The organism is Leeuwenhoekiella sp. A16 (genome assembly GCF_047946675.1).
Taxonomy (GTDB): Bacteria; Bacteroidota; Bacteroidia; order Flavobacteriales; family Flavobacteriaceae; genus Leeuwenhoekiella.
Genome location: NZ_CP172313.1, coordinates 3,095,297 through 3,113,321, shown reverse-complemented (window position 1 = coordinate 3,113,321; position 18,025 = coordinate 3,095,297). Strand labels below are relative to the sequence as shown.

The 18,025-nt window shown below is 36.8% G+C and carries 12 protein-coding genes; 2 read left to right on the top strand and 10 right to left on the bottom strand.

Annotated elements, in window-relative coordinates:
* Window positions 1-135: 135 nt before the first annotated feature.
* The 9 genes from ACH3O9_RS13560 to fbp all read right to left on the bottom strand — a co-directional run bounded on the left by ACH3O9_RS13560 (window position 136) and on the right by fbp (window position 10,447).
* A complete protein-coding gene (locus ACH3O9_RS13560; protein WP_416441337.1) occupies window positions 136-2,874 on the bottom strand; it encodes a substrate-binding domain-containing protein in 2,739 nt (912 codons plus the stop codon).
* Between the two features lie 291 nt (window positions 2,875-3,165).
* Window positions 3,166-4,572, bottom strand: a complete 1,407-nt coding sequence (locus tag ACH3O9_RS13555; RefSeq protein ID WP_416441335.1) for a cytochrome b N-terminal domain-containing protein — start codon at window positions 4,570-4,572, stop codon at window positions 3,166-3,168.
* Window positions 4,569-5,090: a ubiquinol-cytochrome c reductase iron-sulfur subunit gene (locus tag ACH3O9_RS13550; protein WP_416441333.1), complete on the bottom strand. Its 522-nt coding sequence runs from the start codon at window positions 5,088-5,090 to the stop codon at window positions 4,569-4,571. Before ACH3O9_RS13550 ends, ACH3O9_RS13555 begins: the two co-directional genes overlap by 4 nt.
* Window positions 5,080-5,295 (bottom strand): cytochrome c oxidase subunit 4, encoded by a 216-nt coding sequence (locus ACH3O9_RS13545; RefSeq protein WP_416441331.1) that lies wholly within the window; start codon window positions 5,293-5,295, stop codon window positions 5,080-5,082. The genes ACH3O9_RS13550 and ACH3O9_RS13545 overlap by 11 nt, the downstream gene beginning before the upstream one ends.
* A 13-nt stretch (window positions 5,296-5,308) precedes the next feature.
* A complete protein-coding gene (locus ACH3O9_RS13540; RefSeq protein WP_416441329.1) occupies window positions 5,309-6,163 on the bottom strand; it encodes a cytochrome c oxidase assembly protein in 855 nt (284 codons plus the stop codon).
* Entirely contained in the window at window positions 6,160-6,687 is a 528-nt protein-coding gene (locus tag ACH3O9_RS13535; protein WP_416441327.1) for a cytochrome c oxidase subunit 3, read from the bottom strand. Before ACH3O9_RS13535 ends, ACH3O9_RS13540 begins: the two co-directional genes overlap by 4 nt.
* 25 nt (window positions 6,688-6,712) lie before the next feature.
* Window positions 6,713-8,368: a cytochrome c oxidase subunit I gene (ctaD, locus tag ACH3O9_RS13530; protein WP_416441325.1), complete on the bottom strand. Its 1,656-nt coding sequence runs from the start codon at window positions 8,366-8,368 to the stop codon at window positions 6,713-6,715.
* Window positions 8,365-9,276 carry a cytochrome c oxidase subunit II gene (gene coxB / locus ACH3O9_RS13525; RefSeq protein WP_416441323.1) on the bottom strand — a complete coding sequence of 304 codons (912 nt, stop codon included), beginning with the start codon at window positions 9,274-9,276 and terminating at the stop codon, window positions 8,365-8,367. The genes ctaD and coxB overlap by 4 nt, the downstream gene beginning before the upstream one ends.
* Window positions 9,277-9,439: 163 nt before the next feature.
* Window positions 9,440-10,447, bottom strand: a complete 1,008-nt coding sequence (gene fbp, locus ACH3O9_RS13520) for a class 1 fructose-bisphosphatase (RefSeq protein WP_416441321.1) — start codon at window positions 10,445-10,447, stop codon at window positions 9,440-9,442.
* A gap of 442 nt (window positions 10,448-10,889) precedes the next feature.
* Between fbp and ACH3O9_RS13515 the strand changes: the two genes are divergently transcribed.
* Together ACH3O9_RS13515 and ACH3O9_RS13510 are read left to right on the top strand one after the other, a co-directional pair.
* On the top strand, window positions 10,890-14,186 hold the full coding sequence (locus ACH3O9_RS13515) for a SusC/RagA family TonB-linked outer membrane protein (protein WP_416441319.1): 3,297 nt from the start codon (window positions 10,890-10,892) through the stop codon (window positions 14,184-14,186).
* 24 nt (window positions 14,187-14,210) lie between these two features.
* Complete coding sequence (locus ACH3O9_RS13510) at window positions 14,211-15,998, top strand: RagB/SusD family nutrient uptake outer membrane protein (RefSeq protein WP_416441317.1); 1,788 nt, start codon at window positions 14,211-14,213, stop codon at window positions 15,996-15,998.
* 120 nt (window positions 15,999-16,118) lie between these two features.
* On the opposite strand, the gene ACH3O9_RS13505 is transcribed toward ACH3O9_RS13510, so the two are convergent.
* Complete coding sequence (locus ACH3O9_RS13505; protein ID WP_416441315.1) at window positions 16,119-17,951, bottom strand: cytochrome c peroxidase; 1,833 nt, start codon at window positions 17,949-17,951, stop codon at window positions 16,119-16,121.
* Between the last annotated feature and the right edge of the window lie 74 nt (window positions 17,952-18,025).

The following is an 18,025-nucleotide window of genomic DNA, read 5'->3' as shown; positions in this document are numbered from 1 at the left end:
TGATAAACCTAAGTTAAAATTTATTAAATAACTGATTATCAGTTCTATAAATTTAATTCGCCATTCTACTCAAACGTTGTAATTATAAATTTGATACATGACTTTCAGTTTAGTTACATATTTAAGGTTCAAAAATTAAGCGCTGTTTCTAAAGCTGTTTGGGGTAATGCCATATTTGTTCTTGAAGGAGGTTGAAAAATATCCCGGAGAAGAATATCCTACATGATATGCAATCTCTGAAATAGATAATTGCGAATCTAAAAGATAGTTTTTTGCCTTTGTGAGGCGTTTATCATTTATGTACTCACTTATGCTAATTCCCAGGAGCGCCTTAACTTTTCTGTACAATTGAACTCTTGAAATTTTGAGTTCTTCTGCTAAATGTTCTACAGAGAATTGACTGTCTTCAATATGCTCATCTATCTTTTCATTTATACTGCGTAAAAATGTCTGCTCAATATTCCCAAAAGAATCTGATGTCTCGATCTTGTGAATATTGTTAGTGAAATAAAATCTGAGTTTCTCCCTGTTGTATAAGAGTGACTTGAGTGACTGTATTAATATGGAATAACTAAACGGCTTAGTTAAATAAAGATCTGCTCCCGCTTGTAAACCTTTAATGTAAGATTCCTTATCACTTAAGGCGGTGAGGATGACTGTAGGAATATGAGAAGTGCGTAAATCATTTTTAAGCTCTTCACATATTTCAAAACCATCTTTCTCTGGCAGATTTATATCACAAAGAATAATGTCTGGTATAACATCAAAAGCCTTTTCAAGAGCATCTGTACCATCTGATAGAAATATATTATACTGTTCGCTCAACTTTTTGCTCAGGAAACCAGAGAGTTCTTTATTATCTTCTATTATTAAAATGCTATAGTGATCATCATCATAAGCAGGATTAGGATTTACATAATAATTCGCTTCAAGCTCGCCTATAAGATCTTTTCTATTATTACTTAAAATATCAGGCTCCTGTATAATATCATCCTGACTAAAATGAGACTTGCCTTTGTAAAGTGTTATTTTAAATTCCGTTCCTTTAAGAGACTTAACAGTTATTTTTCCCTGATGCAGTTCTACTAATTCTTTCGTTAAGTGCAAACCAATACCAGAACTATTTTTCCTATTATTAGAACCTTTAAAAAATGCCTGAAAAACATTTTCCAGTTCTTGTTCTGGTATACCTATACCAGTATCTTTAAAGATAATGGTGGCGTAATCTTTGTCTTTGTGATCATCTATCTCAATCTCGATTTTACCATTATCCGGAGTGAATTTAAAGGCATTTGAGAGGATATTAAAATAAACTTTATCCATTAAATTTCTATCAAAATATAAATCAAGATCCTGATTGTTGCTTTTTAGATTGAAGGTAATACCTCTCTTTTTTGCCTCTCTTTTAAATTCATTATAAACGTTTGATGAAAAAGCGAAAATATTAGTTTTAGAAGCTTTCAAACCAAATTTACGATCTTCACTTTTTCTAAAGTCAAGTAGTTGATTTATAAGCTTTAATAGCCGGTTAGAATTGTTGTAGATAAGCTCAACTTCATTACCCAACTTAGAACCTTTCTCTTTTACAGTTTCACCTATTGATTCTATAGAACTTAGAATTAAAGTTATAGGTGTTTTTAATTCATGCGAAAGACCGGTGAAAAAATTAATTTTAGCTTCGTTGCTTTCTTTAACCTGATTAGCAATTTTTTCTATTTGATTTCTTTGAATGGTGATCTTCGTATTGGTTAACTGTAGCTGTCTGTTTTTCTTTCTGATCGCGGTTACTGAGAAAATAGCATAGACAATAAGAAATAATATGATAATAATAAACAGCAGTGATAGTTTAAGCAGAACATTTTGAGAAGCATACAGCTCTTCTTTTTGTACAATAGTATCAACCTGGTGTTCAATTTCGGTTTGTTGCTGATTGATCCTGTTGAGCTGATCTTTCATAATACCGGCATTAAACTTATCAATCACAGTAGTTGCAAGAAGACTGGTTTTAGGAACCTCTTCACCGTTTAATATTTTAAGAGCAAGTTTTATGACTTCAGACCCACCTGTAGGATAAAGTAATGTAGCATCCAGAATACCATCCTGTACCATTTGTATACCACCATCAGGGCCATTAAGACCATCTACCCCTATGAACTTGATCTCATGCTCTACTCCCAGTTCTTTAGCCACTTTCCATCCATCTCTTGCCATCTCATCATTAAAAAAATAAACATAATCTATATTGCCAGCACCCAGTGAATTAATGAGATCCTTAAACTTATCTTGCGCAAGTCCTCCTTTTCTGCCATTTAATGTACCTACAATATGCACACGCTCGTTGTTATCAACTACCTGATGAAACCCAAGACTTCTTTCTATTACGGGTGTTGAAGAGTCGCCACCTTTTACCTCAATTATGTTAACCTCATCTTTTGTAGAAGACAATATATACTTGCCAGCATTTCTGCCTACTTCAATATTATCTGCTCCCAGATAGGCCGTATAATTGGCAGAATTGATCTTTCTATCTAATAAAATTACAGGAATATCTGCTGCGACAGCTTTGTCTATGACATTAACAATTAAATTAGGCTCCAGGGGTGAAACTATTATTACATCCATCTCATCAAGAATCATTTTTTCAATGTCTCTTATCTGCTGTTGTGGATCGTCTTTACTGTCAGTAATAGTAAGTGCTACATTAGAATGTACTGAAGCTTCTACCCGCATTGAGTAATTCATATCTTTTCTCCAATCTGCGTTACTGGTACATTGAGAAAACCCTATTTTATAGATATTCTCTTCTTGAGAGGTACAAGAACTTAGCATTGCAATAGCTACAACGATTGAGAGGAATTTAAAAACTAACTGCATTTATTGATATATGTATGCGTATGAAAGAATAAGTATAAAAATTGGCCTTCTAGTGCCAAAAAGTAGCTAAATATACCCATTAATTAGTGAATTCATTCGAGAATTCATCAAATGAAAAACTGATTCCAAATAGGAGAACATGGCGATGGTTCAATCATGAGACCCACTACTGCTACTAATGTATGAAAAGAAGATATTTTAATTACAGACGGGTTTAGCTGGAGAGAACCACATGGCACGGGAAAAATGCCTGAGCATAGTTTAATTAATTGCAAAAGCATTAGAAAAAGGTTATTTCTGCTGCTTTTCGGCAGCAAGAAATGATATCAAATCGTCAAGTTCTTCGCTTGATAATGAACCCCCATAAGCAGGCATATTCTCTGCACCATTAGTAATCCTAATTATCATTTGATCTTTTGTAAGTCGTTTTTCCACCTTAGTGAGATCGGGTCCTCTAAGGCCTCCTTTTTTTCCTATTTTATGACAATAAATACATCCCATAGTATTAAAAAGTTCAACACCTTTTTTCACCTGGTTTTCATTTTCAGCGGGCAGAGCTATATAAGCAGAAACAGGTTCTGCATCAAATTTAGGAACCCATGGTGCTATCATGCCTATGTATGTTAATGAACCTAAAGTTACTATGACAAATATGATTCCTGCAATCGCCCAGGGTCGTTTTATAGGGTGACGCTCCCCACCTTTAGACAAAAAAGGAATAGAAAAGAGGATGATCCCACCTATTAATGGACCAAAAAATAGGAAATAGGGTTCTAATTTCCGGTTCATGGTGGCAAAAATCGCATACAGCCACTTAAAATACCAATCTGGTTTTGGTTCTACTTCTAAGATTGTGGGATCTGGTGGTTTAGTTAGTTTGGGTGCCCCCACAAGAAAGGCCAGAGCTATAAGAATTAAAAGTACAACTAGTGTAAAAACTACATCACGCCAGATGACATCAGGAAAAAAAGGAAGGCCTTTTTTCTTTAAAAGCTTATCATACCACTTCCTGTACGTAGCTGGGTTGACAAGTCTTCCCGGTTTGGGTGGTTCTGAGATTCCGTTTTTGAAAACGAGAAAAATATGATAGCCTATGATTCCAGATAGAAGACCGGGTAAAAGAAATACATGCATACTAAAAAAGCGATTTAGTGTCTGCCCTCCCATTGTCTTTCCTCCCAGAAAAAAATAGGCTACATAATCGCCTATTACAGGTATTCTCCCCATTTGTTCTGCTCCCAGAATTGCCGTCCAGACTCCATTACCGTCCCATCTCAGCAGCTGTCCTGTAAAAGCCATGGTAACCGTGATGCCCAGAAGAAAAACGCCACTTATCCAACTCATTTCCCTGGGATATTTATAGGCTGCATTGAGATATACCCTTGCCATATGTACTCCCAGCAACACTACCATGCCAGAAGCTCCCCAATTATGTAATCCCCGTATAAAACTTCCTAAAAAAGCTTCATTCTCTATATGCTGCAAAGATTCATATGCTGCATTTACTGAAGGTTGATACATAAACGAGAGAGCTATACCCGTAATTACCTGCACGGTAAAACAAAAAAGCACACCACTACCCCATATATAATTCCATTTAGTCCCCGGTGGTACTAAATGTGTTTTTAACGGCTTTACAATATCTGCAAATTTGCCTCTATCATTTAACCACTTTCCTATTCTTCTCAGTATCTTCATACTGTAATATTTGTAATTGGTATTGCTTGAGTCTCTAGCTCTACACTTCCATTTTTTATTCTTATAGGATATTTATATAACCCGCGGTTAGGTGGGCCTGCTGCTCGTGATCCATCCCTGTAAAACGCACCCCCATGGCACGGACAAAAGAATAATTGAGGTTTGTCTTCCCAACGTACGGGGCAACCTAAATGGGAGCAATTCACACTAAATGCTATAAACTCATTATCATTATCACGACGTACGTATGCGGCTGTTTTTGAAATATCACTGCTCCATTTATATAAAGTTGAATTCTTAAATGTTACTTTTTTAGTTTCACCTATTTTAAAATCATTAGCTTCTGCAACTCTTCTCCATCCTGGTTTTTTCTGCCGCAGAAATGGCTCCAGCATTGCCGTAATAAATGGTATGGCCAGAATAACTGTAACTATTCCCATAATACTATAGATAAGCTTGCTTAAAAAGCTTCTTCTACTCTGCTGCTCTTTTTTACCACTGTTACAATTACAACTCATCGCCTTTTTCCTTTTTTAGCTGCTCCCTGTGTAAATCTGTGATCCATCCGGCAAGAGCAATAATAAATACAACCACCCCTACAGCAGATACGATCACATTACTTACAAATCCCCAAACTATCAACATACAGCTTAGAGCCAAAAAAAATGGCCAGTAAGTAGGCTTAGGTAATTTCTCAGGCTGGGCTTTATATTTTCTCTCCATGGCGATTTCTTTCTTAGGTATTTGCAATTACAGCTTGCTGATTTTCGGCAGTAATAGCCCGTTTTTTCTCTATTACAGGAAGATTTTCAGGAATTTGATTCTTTCCTTCAAGCCATTGTATGGCTATATAACATGACATTGAAACATACAAGATACATCCCGGCACCCACATAATCATTCCTGCCAATTCCTGATCTTGTTGTAGTGAGATTGTTACAGGATGCGTAATACTAGCAAGACCATATGGCGAGATAGAAGCTGAAAATGCTACCCATAAACCCAAAATAGAACAACTCACACAAGATGTAAACAGGTATATTATTTGAGCTAAAGGATTAATTCGTTTGTTATTATTAAAAATGGGCATGAAAAATAAAATCCCGGAAATTAGCAGAAACAACAATACTGCTTCATCAGGAATTTGGGCAATCCATATATTGGAAGAAGAATCAACCCCGCATATCGACATACCGGTTACAACCGCCGCCTTTTTAGCATTGATAAAATGAGCAATCCACATGGCAAATGTGCCGGTGAACCAATAAAACAGCGTATATCTTGTGGTATTTATTGAGCCATTCTGGCTACTTAATTTTGTGCCGGAAATGGCATGCCAAATAAAAACAGGCGCAATCATTAATACAACAACTTGTTGAATCATCGCTGCACTCTGCAGCCCGTATTCATGAAGGCGCATTAGTGGTGAGCCTGTTACCAGGTAAATTAACCCAATGAAAAGCGCTACGAAAAATAATTTGATTCCATTCACTCGGGTGAAGTACCACATTGAACAAAAAACAATCAGAAGACTGATTAACCACGCCCCTGACCAATTATTAGCCGATAATAGAAAATCTTTAAATGTCATAAAAGTGGTTTTATATAAACGAAAAAGAAAACAAACAGCCACACTACATCCACAAAATGCCAATACACCTCAACCGCGGAAATCGCATTCTTAATTAGGTTCTTAAATTTTATAAATGAGAATGAGAAGAGTATACCTATCGCTATAATTCCTATAATTACATGTAGACTATGAAAGCCCGTAAGTGTAAAAAAACTTGACCCGAATATATCTTTATCAAGCGTGATCTGCTTTTTATAAAGCTCGATATATTCTATAATCTGCCCTACCATAAATACTGTAGAAAGTAAAAGTGTAATGGACATGCCTAATTTAAAATGAGTGGTTTTATTTTTAAGAAACGCTTTTTTACTCCACATGAGGCTACCACTACTCAATACCAAACAACAGGTTAAAACTGCTGCTCGCGGTACATTTAAGTTGGCTGTTACCGTATCTGTCGCGTGTGTAATATTGCGATAATAGACATAGGCGATGATCAGGGCAATGAAAAAGAAAGCCTCTGAACCGATTAAAAAAAACATTAATAATTTTCCTTTATCCCTCATCTTAATTAAGTCTTTTATCTTTATTATCAGGGTTTTTTAAATCCCACAGTGGCCTTCTGCTATGTACTTCAGGGAGCGTATCAAAATTCTTCAATGGCGGCGGTGATGCGGTTGCCCATTCCAGCGTCCAGCCGTCCCAGGGATCTGACGTTGCTGTAGGTTTGCTACGCATGGTTATGATTAGATTGTAGAGAAAAACTGCTACTCCTGCAAACATGAGAAAAGCACCCGCGGTTGATATCATATTTAAGCTTTCAAAATAAGGTAAGTCCAAATAAGTATATATACGTCGTGGCATACCTAATATTCCTAATATATGTTGCAGTAAAAAGGTCATATTAAAACCTGTTACAAAGAGCCACAAATGCCACTGCCCCAGCTTTTCTGAAAGATGACGCCCGCAAAATTTAGGAAACCAGTAATAAATACCCGCAAAAATGGAAAAGGCTGAACCACCCAGAAAAACATAATGAATATGAGCTACTACATAATAAGAATCTGTTAACTGCCAATCTATGGGTACAATGGCAAATGAAACTCCACTAAGCCCTCCTATTGTAAAATTAATTAGAAAAACCAGCGCGAAAGTCATAGCGACTGTAAGCTGTATTGATCCTTTATACATTGTCCCTATCCAGTTTATAACCTTTACACCGGTAGGTATGCCAATTAAAAAGCTGCTTGCGGCAAAAAAACCGTTTACAGTATTTGTCATGCCAACGGCAAACATATGGTGCGCCCACACGCCAAAGGAAAGAAGTGCGATCGCCACAGTAGATGCAGCTACAAAGACATAGCCGTATATCGGTTTTCGTGAAAACACTGGTATTACCTCTGAGATTATTCCAAAAGCAGGAAGTATTAAAATATATACTTCCGGATGACCAAAAGACCAAAAAAAATGTTGCCATAATATAGCAGAACCTCCGGAAGACGGTAAGAAAAACAAAGCATCGAGCTGCCTGTCTATGAGCAACATGACAAGACCTGCATTAAGAAGAGGAAAAGCGCCTAAAATGAGAAATGCATTAATAAAGGTCATCCATACAAACAGGGGCAACATGGTTAATTTAATGCCCGGCAACCTTAGGGTAAGTACAGTCACAACAAAATTAAGTGCCGCCCCAATGCTACCTATTCCTGTAAGCAAGAGACCCAGAATATAATAATCTATACCGGTGGTGGGCGAGTACGGCTTTTCACTTAAGGGGGCATAACTAAACCAACCGGCAGTGGGTGCTCCTCCTGCAAAAAAACTAAAATACAACAGCAAGCCACCAAAACATGTTACCCAAAAACTAAAAGCGTTCAACCGCGGAAATGCCATCTCATTAGCCCCAATCATCAACGGGATCAAATAAACACCCAGACCTATTAAACCCGGAGTGAGAACCAGAAAAATCATGGTTGTACCATGCATGGTGAAAATCTGGTTGTAAAAATCTGGAGATACAAAATCATTTTCTGGTACAGCGAGTTGCCATCGTATGATCATCGCTTCAAGTCCGCCAAGTATGAAAAAGAACAAAGACAACAGTAAATACATAATACCAATTTGCTTATGATCTACAGAAGATAACCACGATAGGCGGTCCTTATCATTTTTTATTGAAGGCAATGTTTTATCAGGCTCGGCTATGTTTACAAATAGACTCATCGTAAAGTTTTTATGTAATATACCAGAGCATTTACTTCTTTATCTGTCAAGGCTAAAAAGGGCATTTGGGTATTTGGTTTTACGGCAGGCGGATTTTTGATCCATGCGTATAGGTTTTCTGTTGTGTTCAATTCTATATTGCTTAAAAAATATTTTCGACTTGCAAAATGAGCGAGATTAGGACCAATAGCAGGCTCCTTATCATGAATGTTTACAGAATGACAGTTAATACAGGTTTTTTCTTGAAAAAGGCGTTTTCCGGTCTCAAAAAGTGGATTTTGGGTCGCTGGGGGAGGTTTTAGCTGGGATGACTTCCAGATTTTGAAATCATCTTCACTATCTGCAATTATATGAATACGCATAAGTGCATGCTGCGCACCACAAAACTCACTACAAGTGCCCCAGTATTCACCTTCATCAGCCTGAAGCCACATGTAATTGTCATATCCCGGCACAAGATCCATCTTACGGCCAAGTTTTGGAATCCACCAACTGTGTATCACATCGTCAGAATTAAATTGCATCAAAACCTTCTTATTAGCTGGGATGTGAATCTCGTTAGCGGTTATTATACTATCTGCCCTGTATTCTGCTTCCCACCACCACATATGTCCTGTAACTATAATATCGGGAATAGGATTATCTGGAATATTCTGAATTTGGTTCATTCCGTTTACCGTAAGTACAAAAAAGACTGAGGTTATTGTGAATGCAATTCCTATCATTAAAATCTCAAAGCGTTTGCTGCCATGATCCTGAGTGGGAGTTTCAGCATTAGGACGGCGCCTGTATTTCCACCCGTAGAAAATGGTGAAGAAAATGACAAGGCCTAAAATAATAGTTGCTACTATTAAAAAGTAGACAAATAGTTCCCTTATGATATGGATGTTGTTAGTTTCCCAATTCATCAAAATCATTTTTAAGCTTGTAAAACTACCCTCAGGTAATTCTACAAGCGTATTTGTAGGGTATGAATTTAAAATTACAAGAATTTAATTGTAAGAAAATTTCAACACTGATTATTTTCTCTTGTGTTAACACAGTTTAACAAACCCTTGCTTTACGACTGCTTTAAGAATTCATTGCCAGAAAACTTTCTGCTTTTTCAACCATTTTTTTATTCCCACAGAAAAAAGGAACGCGTTCATGAAGTTCGTTGGGTTGCAGTATCATAATTCTTACAGTACCATTGGTACATTTCCCACCGGCTTGTTCAGTTAAAAAAGCCATAGGATTACATTCATAAAGCAGGCGTAATTTACCTTTAGGTGAAGTGGTTCCTGTTGGGTAGAGATAAATACCACCCATAAGCATATTTCGATGAAAATCTGCTACTAAAGATCCTATATATCTGGAGGTGAATGGGCGCCCGTCACTTTCATCAAGCTCCTGCATCCATTTAATAAATTTCTTAACGCCATCAGGAAAATGAATATAATTCCCCTCATTGACTGAGTATATTTTACCTGTAGGCGGAAATTTCACATTGGGGTGTGATAGAAAAAAAGATCCAATTCCCGGATCAAAAGTGAAACCGTTTACCCCATTACCTGTAGTATAAACTAATATTGTAGAAGTACCATAGATTAAATATCCAGCGGCAACCTGGTTAATACCTGGCTGTAGAAAATCGTCTATAGTTATGGGAGAGCCCACTTTAGAAATCCGCCTGTAGATACTAAAAATCGTTCCTACAGTGATATTAACGTCTATATTAGAGGAGCCATCGAGCGGATCTATCAAGACGATATATTTAGCTTCTTTATGTATATCGTCATCAAATACCATAAAATCTTCCATCTCTTCTGAGGCAAGACCACAAATCTCTCCTCTACTTCGCAAGGTGCTAATAAATACATCATTTGCCATTACATCAAGCTTAGCCTGCTCCTCTCCCTGTATATTATCCTGCCCTGCTTTACCCAAAATTTCGGAAAGACCGGCTTTATTAATAGCTTGATTTACCATTTTTCCGGCTAAACGAATAGAACTTAAAAGAGCACTTAATTCTCCTTTGGCATATGGAAAATCCTTTTGATTTTCTATAATAAATTCACCTAATGTAATGTGTCTATGCATAAATTTTTGCTGTTTAGATTACTAGTATAACATTTTGATTATTTTATATTCCTAACATATTTCGACTTACTTTTTTCCATTAAATGATATTTTATCATAAATATCCTCATTTTTTCATAAATACCTCACTATTAAGACCATAATAAAACAGTGCGATTTATCGTCTCAGAACCGCGTTTTTCATAAGATTTTACTAGGAATTTTCATTTTCTCAAAAGGGTCATTGTATATTTTAGACATTAACATTTATACCTAGATTTAAATAGGTTAATAGCAAAAATAAAGCATCCTTTTTGTAAAAAAGTTGCATATGATTGTTATTAGTGCTGATAATTTTTTTAATATTACTATAGAAATTTGGTTTTTGTTAACGTTTAACCCGCCGTTTTAAACCAATGTATTTTCAATTCTTATCAAGTTAAATTAACCTAATCAAACAATTATGAATCAAAAATGCGATTACAAGTATTTAAAATCCAGAACAGGCCTCACCTTTCTTAAGGTAGGTCTTTTTTCTATGATTTGTTTAGCCACCCAGTTGGTTCGAGCAAGTCCTGAAATGGTTAAAGTAGCACATGAAGAGGGCGTGCTGCAGAACACCATTACAGGTACTGTTACAGACAATAATGGCGCACCTTTACCGGGAGCCAGTATTTTAGTAAAAGGAACCACGACAGGTACACAAACAGATTTTGATGGTAACTACTCAATTTCAGCAGAAAGCGGGGCAACATTAGTATTTAGTTACGTAGGTTTCGCCACTCAGGAAATCGTTGTAGGAGCTCAAAACTCAATCGATGTATCTATGGCCGAAGATGCAGCCGCTCTTGAAGAAGTTGTAGTTGTAGGTTATGGAACACAGAGAAAACAAGATTTAACCGGTGCTATATCTGTTGTTAAGACAGATGAGATGGTACAGCAACCATCTGGGCAGATAACCAACCAATTACAAGGTAGAGTTTCAGGGGTTACAATAACCGGTGGTGGACAACCGGGTGAAGCACCACAAATTAAAATACGTGGAGCTAACACATTTGGTAATAACAGTCCGCTGTATGTAGTAGATGGTATTCCTACAGATAACATTGCAGACATAAATCCTAATGACATAGAAAGTCTACAGGTATTAAAAGATGCTGCATCTGCTTCTATTTATGGAGCAAGAGCTGCAAATGGAGTTATTATTATCACAACCAAAAAAGGGAAAGGTAAAATGAGAGTTAATTATGATTCTTATTTTGGTATGCAAATGGTACAGAGCGGAAATCCGTGGGATATTCTATCCTCTCAGGAAACTGCAGATCTTACCTTTCTGGCACTTAGAAATACTAATCCGGGAGCAGCCATAAACCATAGTCAATATGGTAGCGGTCCTGATGCTGTTTTACCAAATTATATTGCGCCTGTAGGAGCAATGACAGTAGACGAGGCCTTATATAATGTAAATCCTGAATACACAAACACAGCAGATGTAAATAATTTCTATCGTATTGTAGAAGCTAATAAGCAAGGTACAAACTGGTTTCAGGAAATTTTTAGTCCAGCCAGCATAACCAGTCACAACCTATCTGTAAGTAATGGTAGTGACAGAGGTAGTTATTTTCTTTCATTAAATTATTTTAACCAACAAGGAACTATTGAAAATACGTATCTCAAACGTTATACTATACGTGCAAATGCTACTTACGATATCACCGATAAAATTAGAGTTGGTCAAAATATAAGTTTTGCAGTACGTGACAATCCTACAATTGATGCTTTAACAGAAGGCAGTGTAATTGGTATGGCTTATCGCGAATTACCTATTATTCCGGTTTATGATATTATGGGAAATTATGCAGGTTCTTTTGGTTCCGACTTAGGAAATGCTAAAAACCCGGTAGCTATTGCAGATAGGAGAAGAAATAACAGAGGAGTTTCTAGCAGATTTTTTGGAAATGTTTTTGCTGAAATAGATTTCGTCAAGAATTTTACATTTAGAACTAGTTTTGGTGGCCAGTATTATACTAACAGTTTCAATTCATTTGCTTATCCTGAATATGAAAACTCTGAAAACCTAACGGTTAATTCTTACACCGAAGCTGCAGCTACAAATTATAACTGGACATGGACGAATACGGTGCAGTATAAAAATACATTCAACGACAAACATAACTTAACGGTATTAGTAGGTACAGAAGCTTACCAGAACAGAGGTCGTGAAGTAGGTGGTACAACACAAAGTTATTTCTCTTTTGATCCAGATTATGTTACTCTTGATACAGGTTCTGGTACACAAACCAATTATAGCTTGAAATATGCAGATGCCTTATCATCTCTTATAGGTAGAGTAGACTATAATTTTAACGATAGATATCTGTTAAGTGCCACTATTAGACGTGACGGTTCATCTCGCTTTCTAAATGAACAATACGGCTGGTTCCCTGCGGTAAGTGTGGGATGGAATATAATGAACGAAAGCTTCATGCCTGAAATAGATTGGCTTAATGATCTTAAAATACGTGGTGGTTATGGTGTTAGAGGTAACCAGATCAACGTAGATCCGCCTAACGGTTTTACAACTTTTGGGGGTGATAACCTGAATTCTTATTACGACATCTCAGGTTCTAACAATACAATTGCAGAAGGTTTTAGACAGTCAAGAATAGGAAATCCCGATGCTAAATGGGAAAAGGATACCGATTCAAATTTTGGTCTGGACGCTACTTTATTTAATAATACACTTCAGTTAAGCGTAGATTATTATAGAAAAGACATCAAAGACCTTCTATATAATCCCAGTCTTCCTGCTACTGTAGGTACTGCAACAGTACCATTTCAAAATGTGGGTCAGATGAAAAACAGCGGTATTGATATAGACCTTTCCACTTATTTTAATTTGTCTGATGACTTACGTCTAAATACAACAGTTACTTTCACGAGTTATAGCAATGAGATCGTAAGTATTGCAGATGGTATTGACCATTTTGATGCTGAAGGACGTCGTTTTAACGGAAGTAACATCATTAGAAATGCAGAAGGTCATTCTTTAAGTCAGTTTTTTGGCTATCAAACAGAAGGATTTTGGGATTCTCAAAGCGAAATAGATCAGGCTAATGCTGCTGCAATTGCAGCAACAGGAGATAACAATTCAGTTTATCAATCTGATGTTGCTGTAGGTAGATTCCGCTATGCAGATATAAATGGGGATGATCAAATTACAGATGCAGATCGTACCTTCATAGGCGACCCTAACCCTGATTTTACATATGGACTAAATCTGGAATTGACCTATAAAAACTGGGATTTTAGCATGTTCTTATACGGTTCTCAGGGTAATGACATTTGGAATCAGGTAAAATGGTGGACAGACTTTTACAGTTCTTTTATAGGTGCTAAGAGTAGTACAGCCTTGTATGACTCATGGACGCCTACAAATATGAACGCCAGCGCGCCCATACAACAAACAACAGGTTCTTTTAGCCTTGCAGATGTACCTAACTCTTATTTCGTAGAAGATGGTTCTTATTTAAGAGCTAAACAAATGCAAATAGGATACTCTTTACCACCCAGCATGTTAGAAAAAGTTAATATATCAAAATTGAGAGTTTATGCTCAATTGGTAAATGCGTTTACAATTACTAATTATTCTGGTATTGATCCTGAGATCGCAGGTGGTGGTGCTGTAAACACTGGTATTGATGAAGGAGCATATCCTAACCAGAGACAACTACTTTTAGGATTAAATCTTTCCTTTTAATTAATGAAACAAAAAATAAAAGCAATGAACATAATAAAAAAAATAAGCAGTACTTATATCCCAATTGTGGCAACACTCTTGTTAAGTTCCTGCTCAGATAATTTTATAGAACAACCTGCTTTAGGTGAACTAAGTGATGATGTGGTAGCTACCAAAGATGGTGTGCAAAAACTCCTTTTGGGAGCTTATGGAGCCTTAGATGGGCAACAAGATGCAGATAATGCATTAGGTGGCGGTGGCCCCTGGGAAGCCGCTCCAGATGATTGGGTTTATGGTACGGTTGCCGGTGGAGAAGCCAGTAAAGGTAGCTTTGGTGGGGATCAACCTGCAATTGACCAGATCGTAAAATTCATTTCTAACCCTTCTAATGGTTTCTATAATACAAAATGGAAAGCTGTTTATGAAGGTATAGCGAGGTGTAATAATACATTAAGTATTCTGCAGAACGTGGAAGATCTTACTGATGCTGAACGTAATAATATTGCAGGCCAGGCACGTTTTTTAAGAGGTCATTATTATTTTGAACTCAAGAAAATGTTTAATATGGTGCCTTGGATTGATGAGAATACTGAAGATCCTAAGCAACCCAATAATGTTGATATTTGGCCAATGATCGAAGCAGATTTTCAGTTTGCTTACGAGAATCTTCCTGCAACACAAGGGGAATTTGGTAGAGCAAACAAATGGGCTGCCGGTGCTTATTTAGGTAAAACTTATCTATTTGAAAAGAAATTCACTGAGGCCAGAGATATACTTAATACCGTCATCACTTCAGGAGTAAACTCTGCAGGGACTAAATATGATTTAATTCCTATTTTCAAAGATAACTTTGACGCTGCAACAGAAAACAATGCTGAAACTGTTTTCGACATTCAGATGGTGGCAAATGATGGTACATCGACAATAACAAACTCTAATCAGGGAGGAAAATTAAATTTCCCATACAACAGTCCGTTTAGATGTTGTGGTTTCTATCAACCGTCACAGGATCTTATGAATTCATACAAAACAGATGAAACTACAGGTCTTCCATATTTGGAGAACTACAATGCCAATCCTGTTAAAAATGATATGGGTATAACGTCAACAGAACCTTTCACACCATATACTGGTTCTCTTGATCCCAGAGCAGACTGGACTATTGGCCGAAGAGGAATTCCTTATCATGATTGGGGAAATCACCCGGGTATGGCTTGGGTACGTGAGCAAACTTATGGTGGGCCATACGCTCCTAAAAAGAATATCTATTATCAGGCTACACAAGATATTTATGCAGACCAAAGCTCTTGGGCACCCGGTACTGCGATAAATGTGCATATCATTCGCTTTGCAGATGTTCTTTTAATGGCAGCAGAAGCAGAAGCGCAAGCAGGAAGTTTGCCCACTGCCATGCAATATGTGAACAGAGTGCGTGAAAGAGCAGCCAACCCTGCAGGATTCCTTAAAAAATATTTAGATGAATCTGATCCTATGGGTGGTTTTGATGAAAATCAAAATGCTGCAAATTATAATATTGAGCCTTATACTGCTGCTCAATTTGGTTCTCAGCAAGATGCATTAGAAGCTATCTATTTTGAACGAAAATTAGAACTTGCTATGGAAGGGCACAGATTCTTTGATCTTGTACGTTGGGGAATAGCAGAAGAAACCCTTAATTCATATTTTGAATATCAGGGTAATATAACAACAGACGTAAGAGGTGGTAGATTTATTCCCGGTAAAAGTGAATATTATCCTATACCTCAGGCGCAAATTGATTTGAGTATTGGTGCAGACGGTCAACCTACACTTACTCAAAATCCTGGATATTAAATATTAACCTAACCATTTTAAAACGAAAAGCTCTGGAGATATTCTTCAGAGCTTTTTTATTTTACCTGATTTTATAGTATTTCAGGCCGATTTTTGAGCCAAAAACCCAATTTTTATAAACTAAATTTGAGCTTTATAAGGTTTTACATCTGTATCTGTAAGGGTTTTAATGTAAGCAACTAAAGCTGCCTTTTCTTCATTAGTTAGATTGAGTTCATCAAAAGGTAATGTTTGAAATTCAAGATCAAATCCCAAACCTCCTCCTCCACCAGAATTGTAGAAATCTATTACTTCTTCCAGCGCACTGTAAATACTATTATGCATATAAGGCGCTGTCACTGCAGCATTGCGCACCGTGGGTGTTTTAAACATCCCGCGTTGTAATTCTTTTTCATATTTCCAGAAAAAGCCCAGATCGTCATCTAACTTTTTATTCTGCGCTGTTTCTGGTACGCCTATAACTTCTTTCTCACTATCTAAGAAAAACGGAGGAACCGTTCCATTAGTTAGTGGCATAAAATGACAAGTAGCACAAAGCGCTCTGCCCATAAAAAGATTAAAACCCTCCTTTTCCTGAGCAGTGAAAGTATCTTCCTCTCCTCTTATATTTTTATCAAATTTTGAATTGAATGCACTCAAGGTGGAAATGTAAGAAGATATCGCTTTGATGACATTGGTATTCTTAGCTGAAATTCCGCCATACGCTTCATCAAATAATTTAACGTAGGTGGTATCCTGAAGAATCGCATCAGAAAACTCATGAACACTAGAATTAAACTCCTGTTTATTAGTGAAAACCGATGAAATTTGATCTAAAATCGTTCCTGATCTTCCATCCCAAAAGAAGGCCTGCTGATAAACTGAATTGATTAAAGTAGGTGTATTGCGTTGCAAGGGTTCCCCAAGATTGTCAAGATTTAAAGCTAAATCGTTAGCATATGCTTGCTCTGGAATATGGCAGGTAGCGCAAGCCATTTTTCCATTTTTCGCAAGATTAGGATCAAAAAATAATTTTTTGCCAAGAGCGATCTGCTTCTCTGTGGGGTTTCGGTTTATTGCCGGAGTAAAAAATGCAACGTTGAATGAATCTTCTTCAAAAAAAGTAGGCGCGTCAAAATTAAAAGGCTTGTTGTTTACGCCCTCCCACAAATTGCTGGCCTTGCGAATGGACACCCAATCTCGAGTAACGGGATTTACATAATCACGAATAAAAGTATATCTGTCAAAGCTGTCAAAATCGGTGTTTTTAGCTATAAAATCGGTAGATTTTGCTATATTTTCGCGAAAGCTTTTATCTAAATCGGAATTGTTTTTCTTAATTACCTCAGCAATTGAAGCATTATAAACATCAAGAAGGTTTTGCAATGAAATTCCTGCTTCTTTTAACCCCAGATGGCTCACAGGCGTATCAAAACCAGAGATAGAGTGGCTAATTATGCGCAGTAATTGTTGATGCGTCGCAATAAAAAACCGTTGTGGGTCGAGGTCGTGCTTATCGATTCCTTTTCGCAATACATCCATTAACCCCCGCGTACTCTCAAGTTCACTCTTAAAAGTAGCGTCACTAACTTCACCTTCATAAATAGATTCTTCCATTTTTTGAAGTCCGGTAGGGCTTAGCACCCGCTGAGTATCATCTGTGAAAATGGGCAGCGCCGGGCCATTTGTTCTGTGACCAACTTCTGGATATAGATATGAAGCAAAAGGTTCTGCCTTTTTAAATTCCTGACGTGCTTTTATAAAGTAGGTCGTTGCCTTTTTATCTGAAACCGATATTTCTTTTAAAGAATCTAAATATGCTATTGACTTATTTATACTCTCAAAATAAATACTTTTTGCAGCCTCCCAGTTAGCAGAAATATCAACTGAATTATCCTGATAATTTTCACCATTTTTACAAGAGACCGAGAATAGTACAGAGATTAAAAAAAGATAGAAATAACCCTTATTCATTTTATGATTTTTTAATTAATAAGGAAAGACCTCCAGGTTGTGGAGGTCTTTCATGAAAAGAATTATTTTTCTAA

Bases quoted from the DNA above. Each gene is read 5' to 3' on its own strand.
- ACH3O9_RS13560 (WP_416441337.1), bottom strand. From the start codon at position 2,874: ATGCAGTTAGTTTTTAAATTCCTCTCAATCGTTGTAGCTATTGCAATG.
- ACH3O9_RS13555 (WP_416441335.1), bottom strand. From the start codon at position 4,572: ATGAAGATACTGAGAAGAATAGGAAAGTGGTTAAATGATAGAGGCAAA.
- ACH3O9_RS13550 (WP_416441333.1), bottom strand. From the start codon at position 5,090: ATGAGTTGTAATTGTAACAGTGGTAAAAAAGAGCAGCAGAGTAGAAGA.
- ACH3O9_RS13545 (WP_416441331.1), bottom strand. From the start codon at position 5,295: ATGGAGAGAAAATATAAAGCCCAGCCTGAGAAATTACCTAAGCCTACT.
- ACH3O9_RS13540 (WP_416441329.1), bottom strand. From the start codon at position 6,163: ATGACATTTAAAGATTTTCTATTATCGGCTAATAATTGGTCAGGGGCG.
- ACH3O9_RS13535 (WP_416441327.1), bottom strand. From the start codon at position 6,687: ATGTTTTTTTTAATCGGTTCAGAGGCTTTCTTTTTCATTGCCCTGATC.
- ctaD (WP_416441325.1), bottom strand. From the start codon at position 8,368: ATGAGTCTATTTGTAAACATAGCCGAGCCTGATAAAACATTGCCTTCA.
- coxB (WP_416441323.1), bottom strand. From the start codon at position 9,276: ATGAATTGGGAAACTAACAACATCCATATCATAAGGGAACTATTTGTC.
- fbp (WP_416441321.1), bottom strand. From the start codon at position 10,447: ATGCATAGACACATTACATTAGGTGAATTTATTATAGAAAATCAAAAG.
- ACH3O9_RS13515 (WP_416441319.1), top strand. From the start codon at position 10,890: ATGAATCAAAAATGCGATTACAAGTATTTAAAATCCAGAACAGGCCTC.
- ACH3O9_RS13510 (WP_416441317.1), top strand. From the start codon at position 14,211: ATGAACATAATAAAAAAAATAAGCAGTACTTATATCCCAATTGTGGCA.
- ACH3O9_RS13505 (WP_416441315.1), bottom strand. From the start codon at position 17,951: ATGAATAAGGGTTATTTCTATCTTTTTTTAATCTCTGTACTATTCTCG.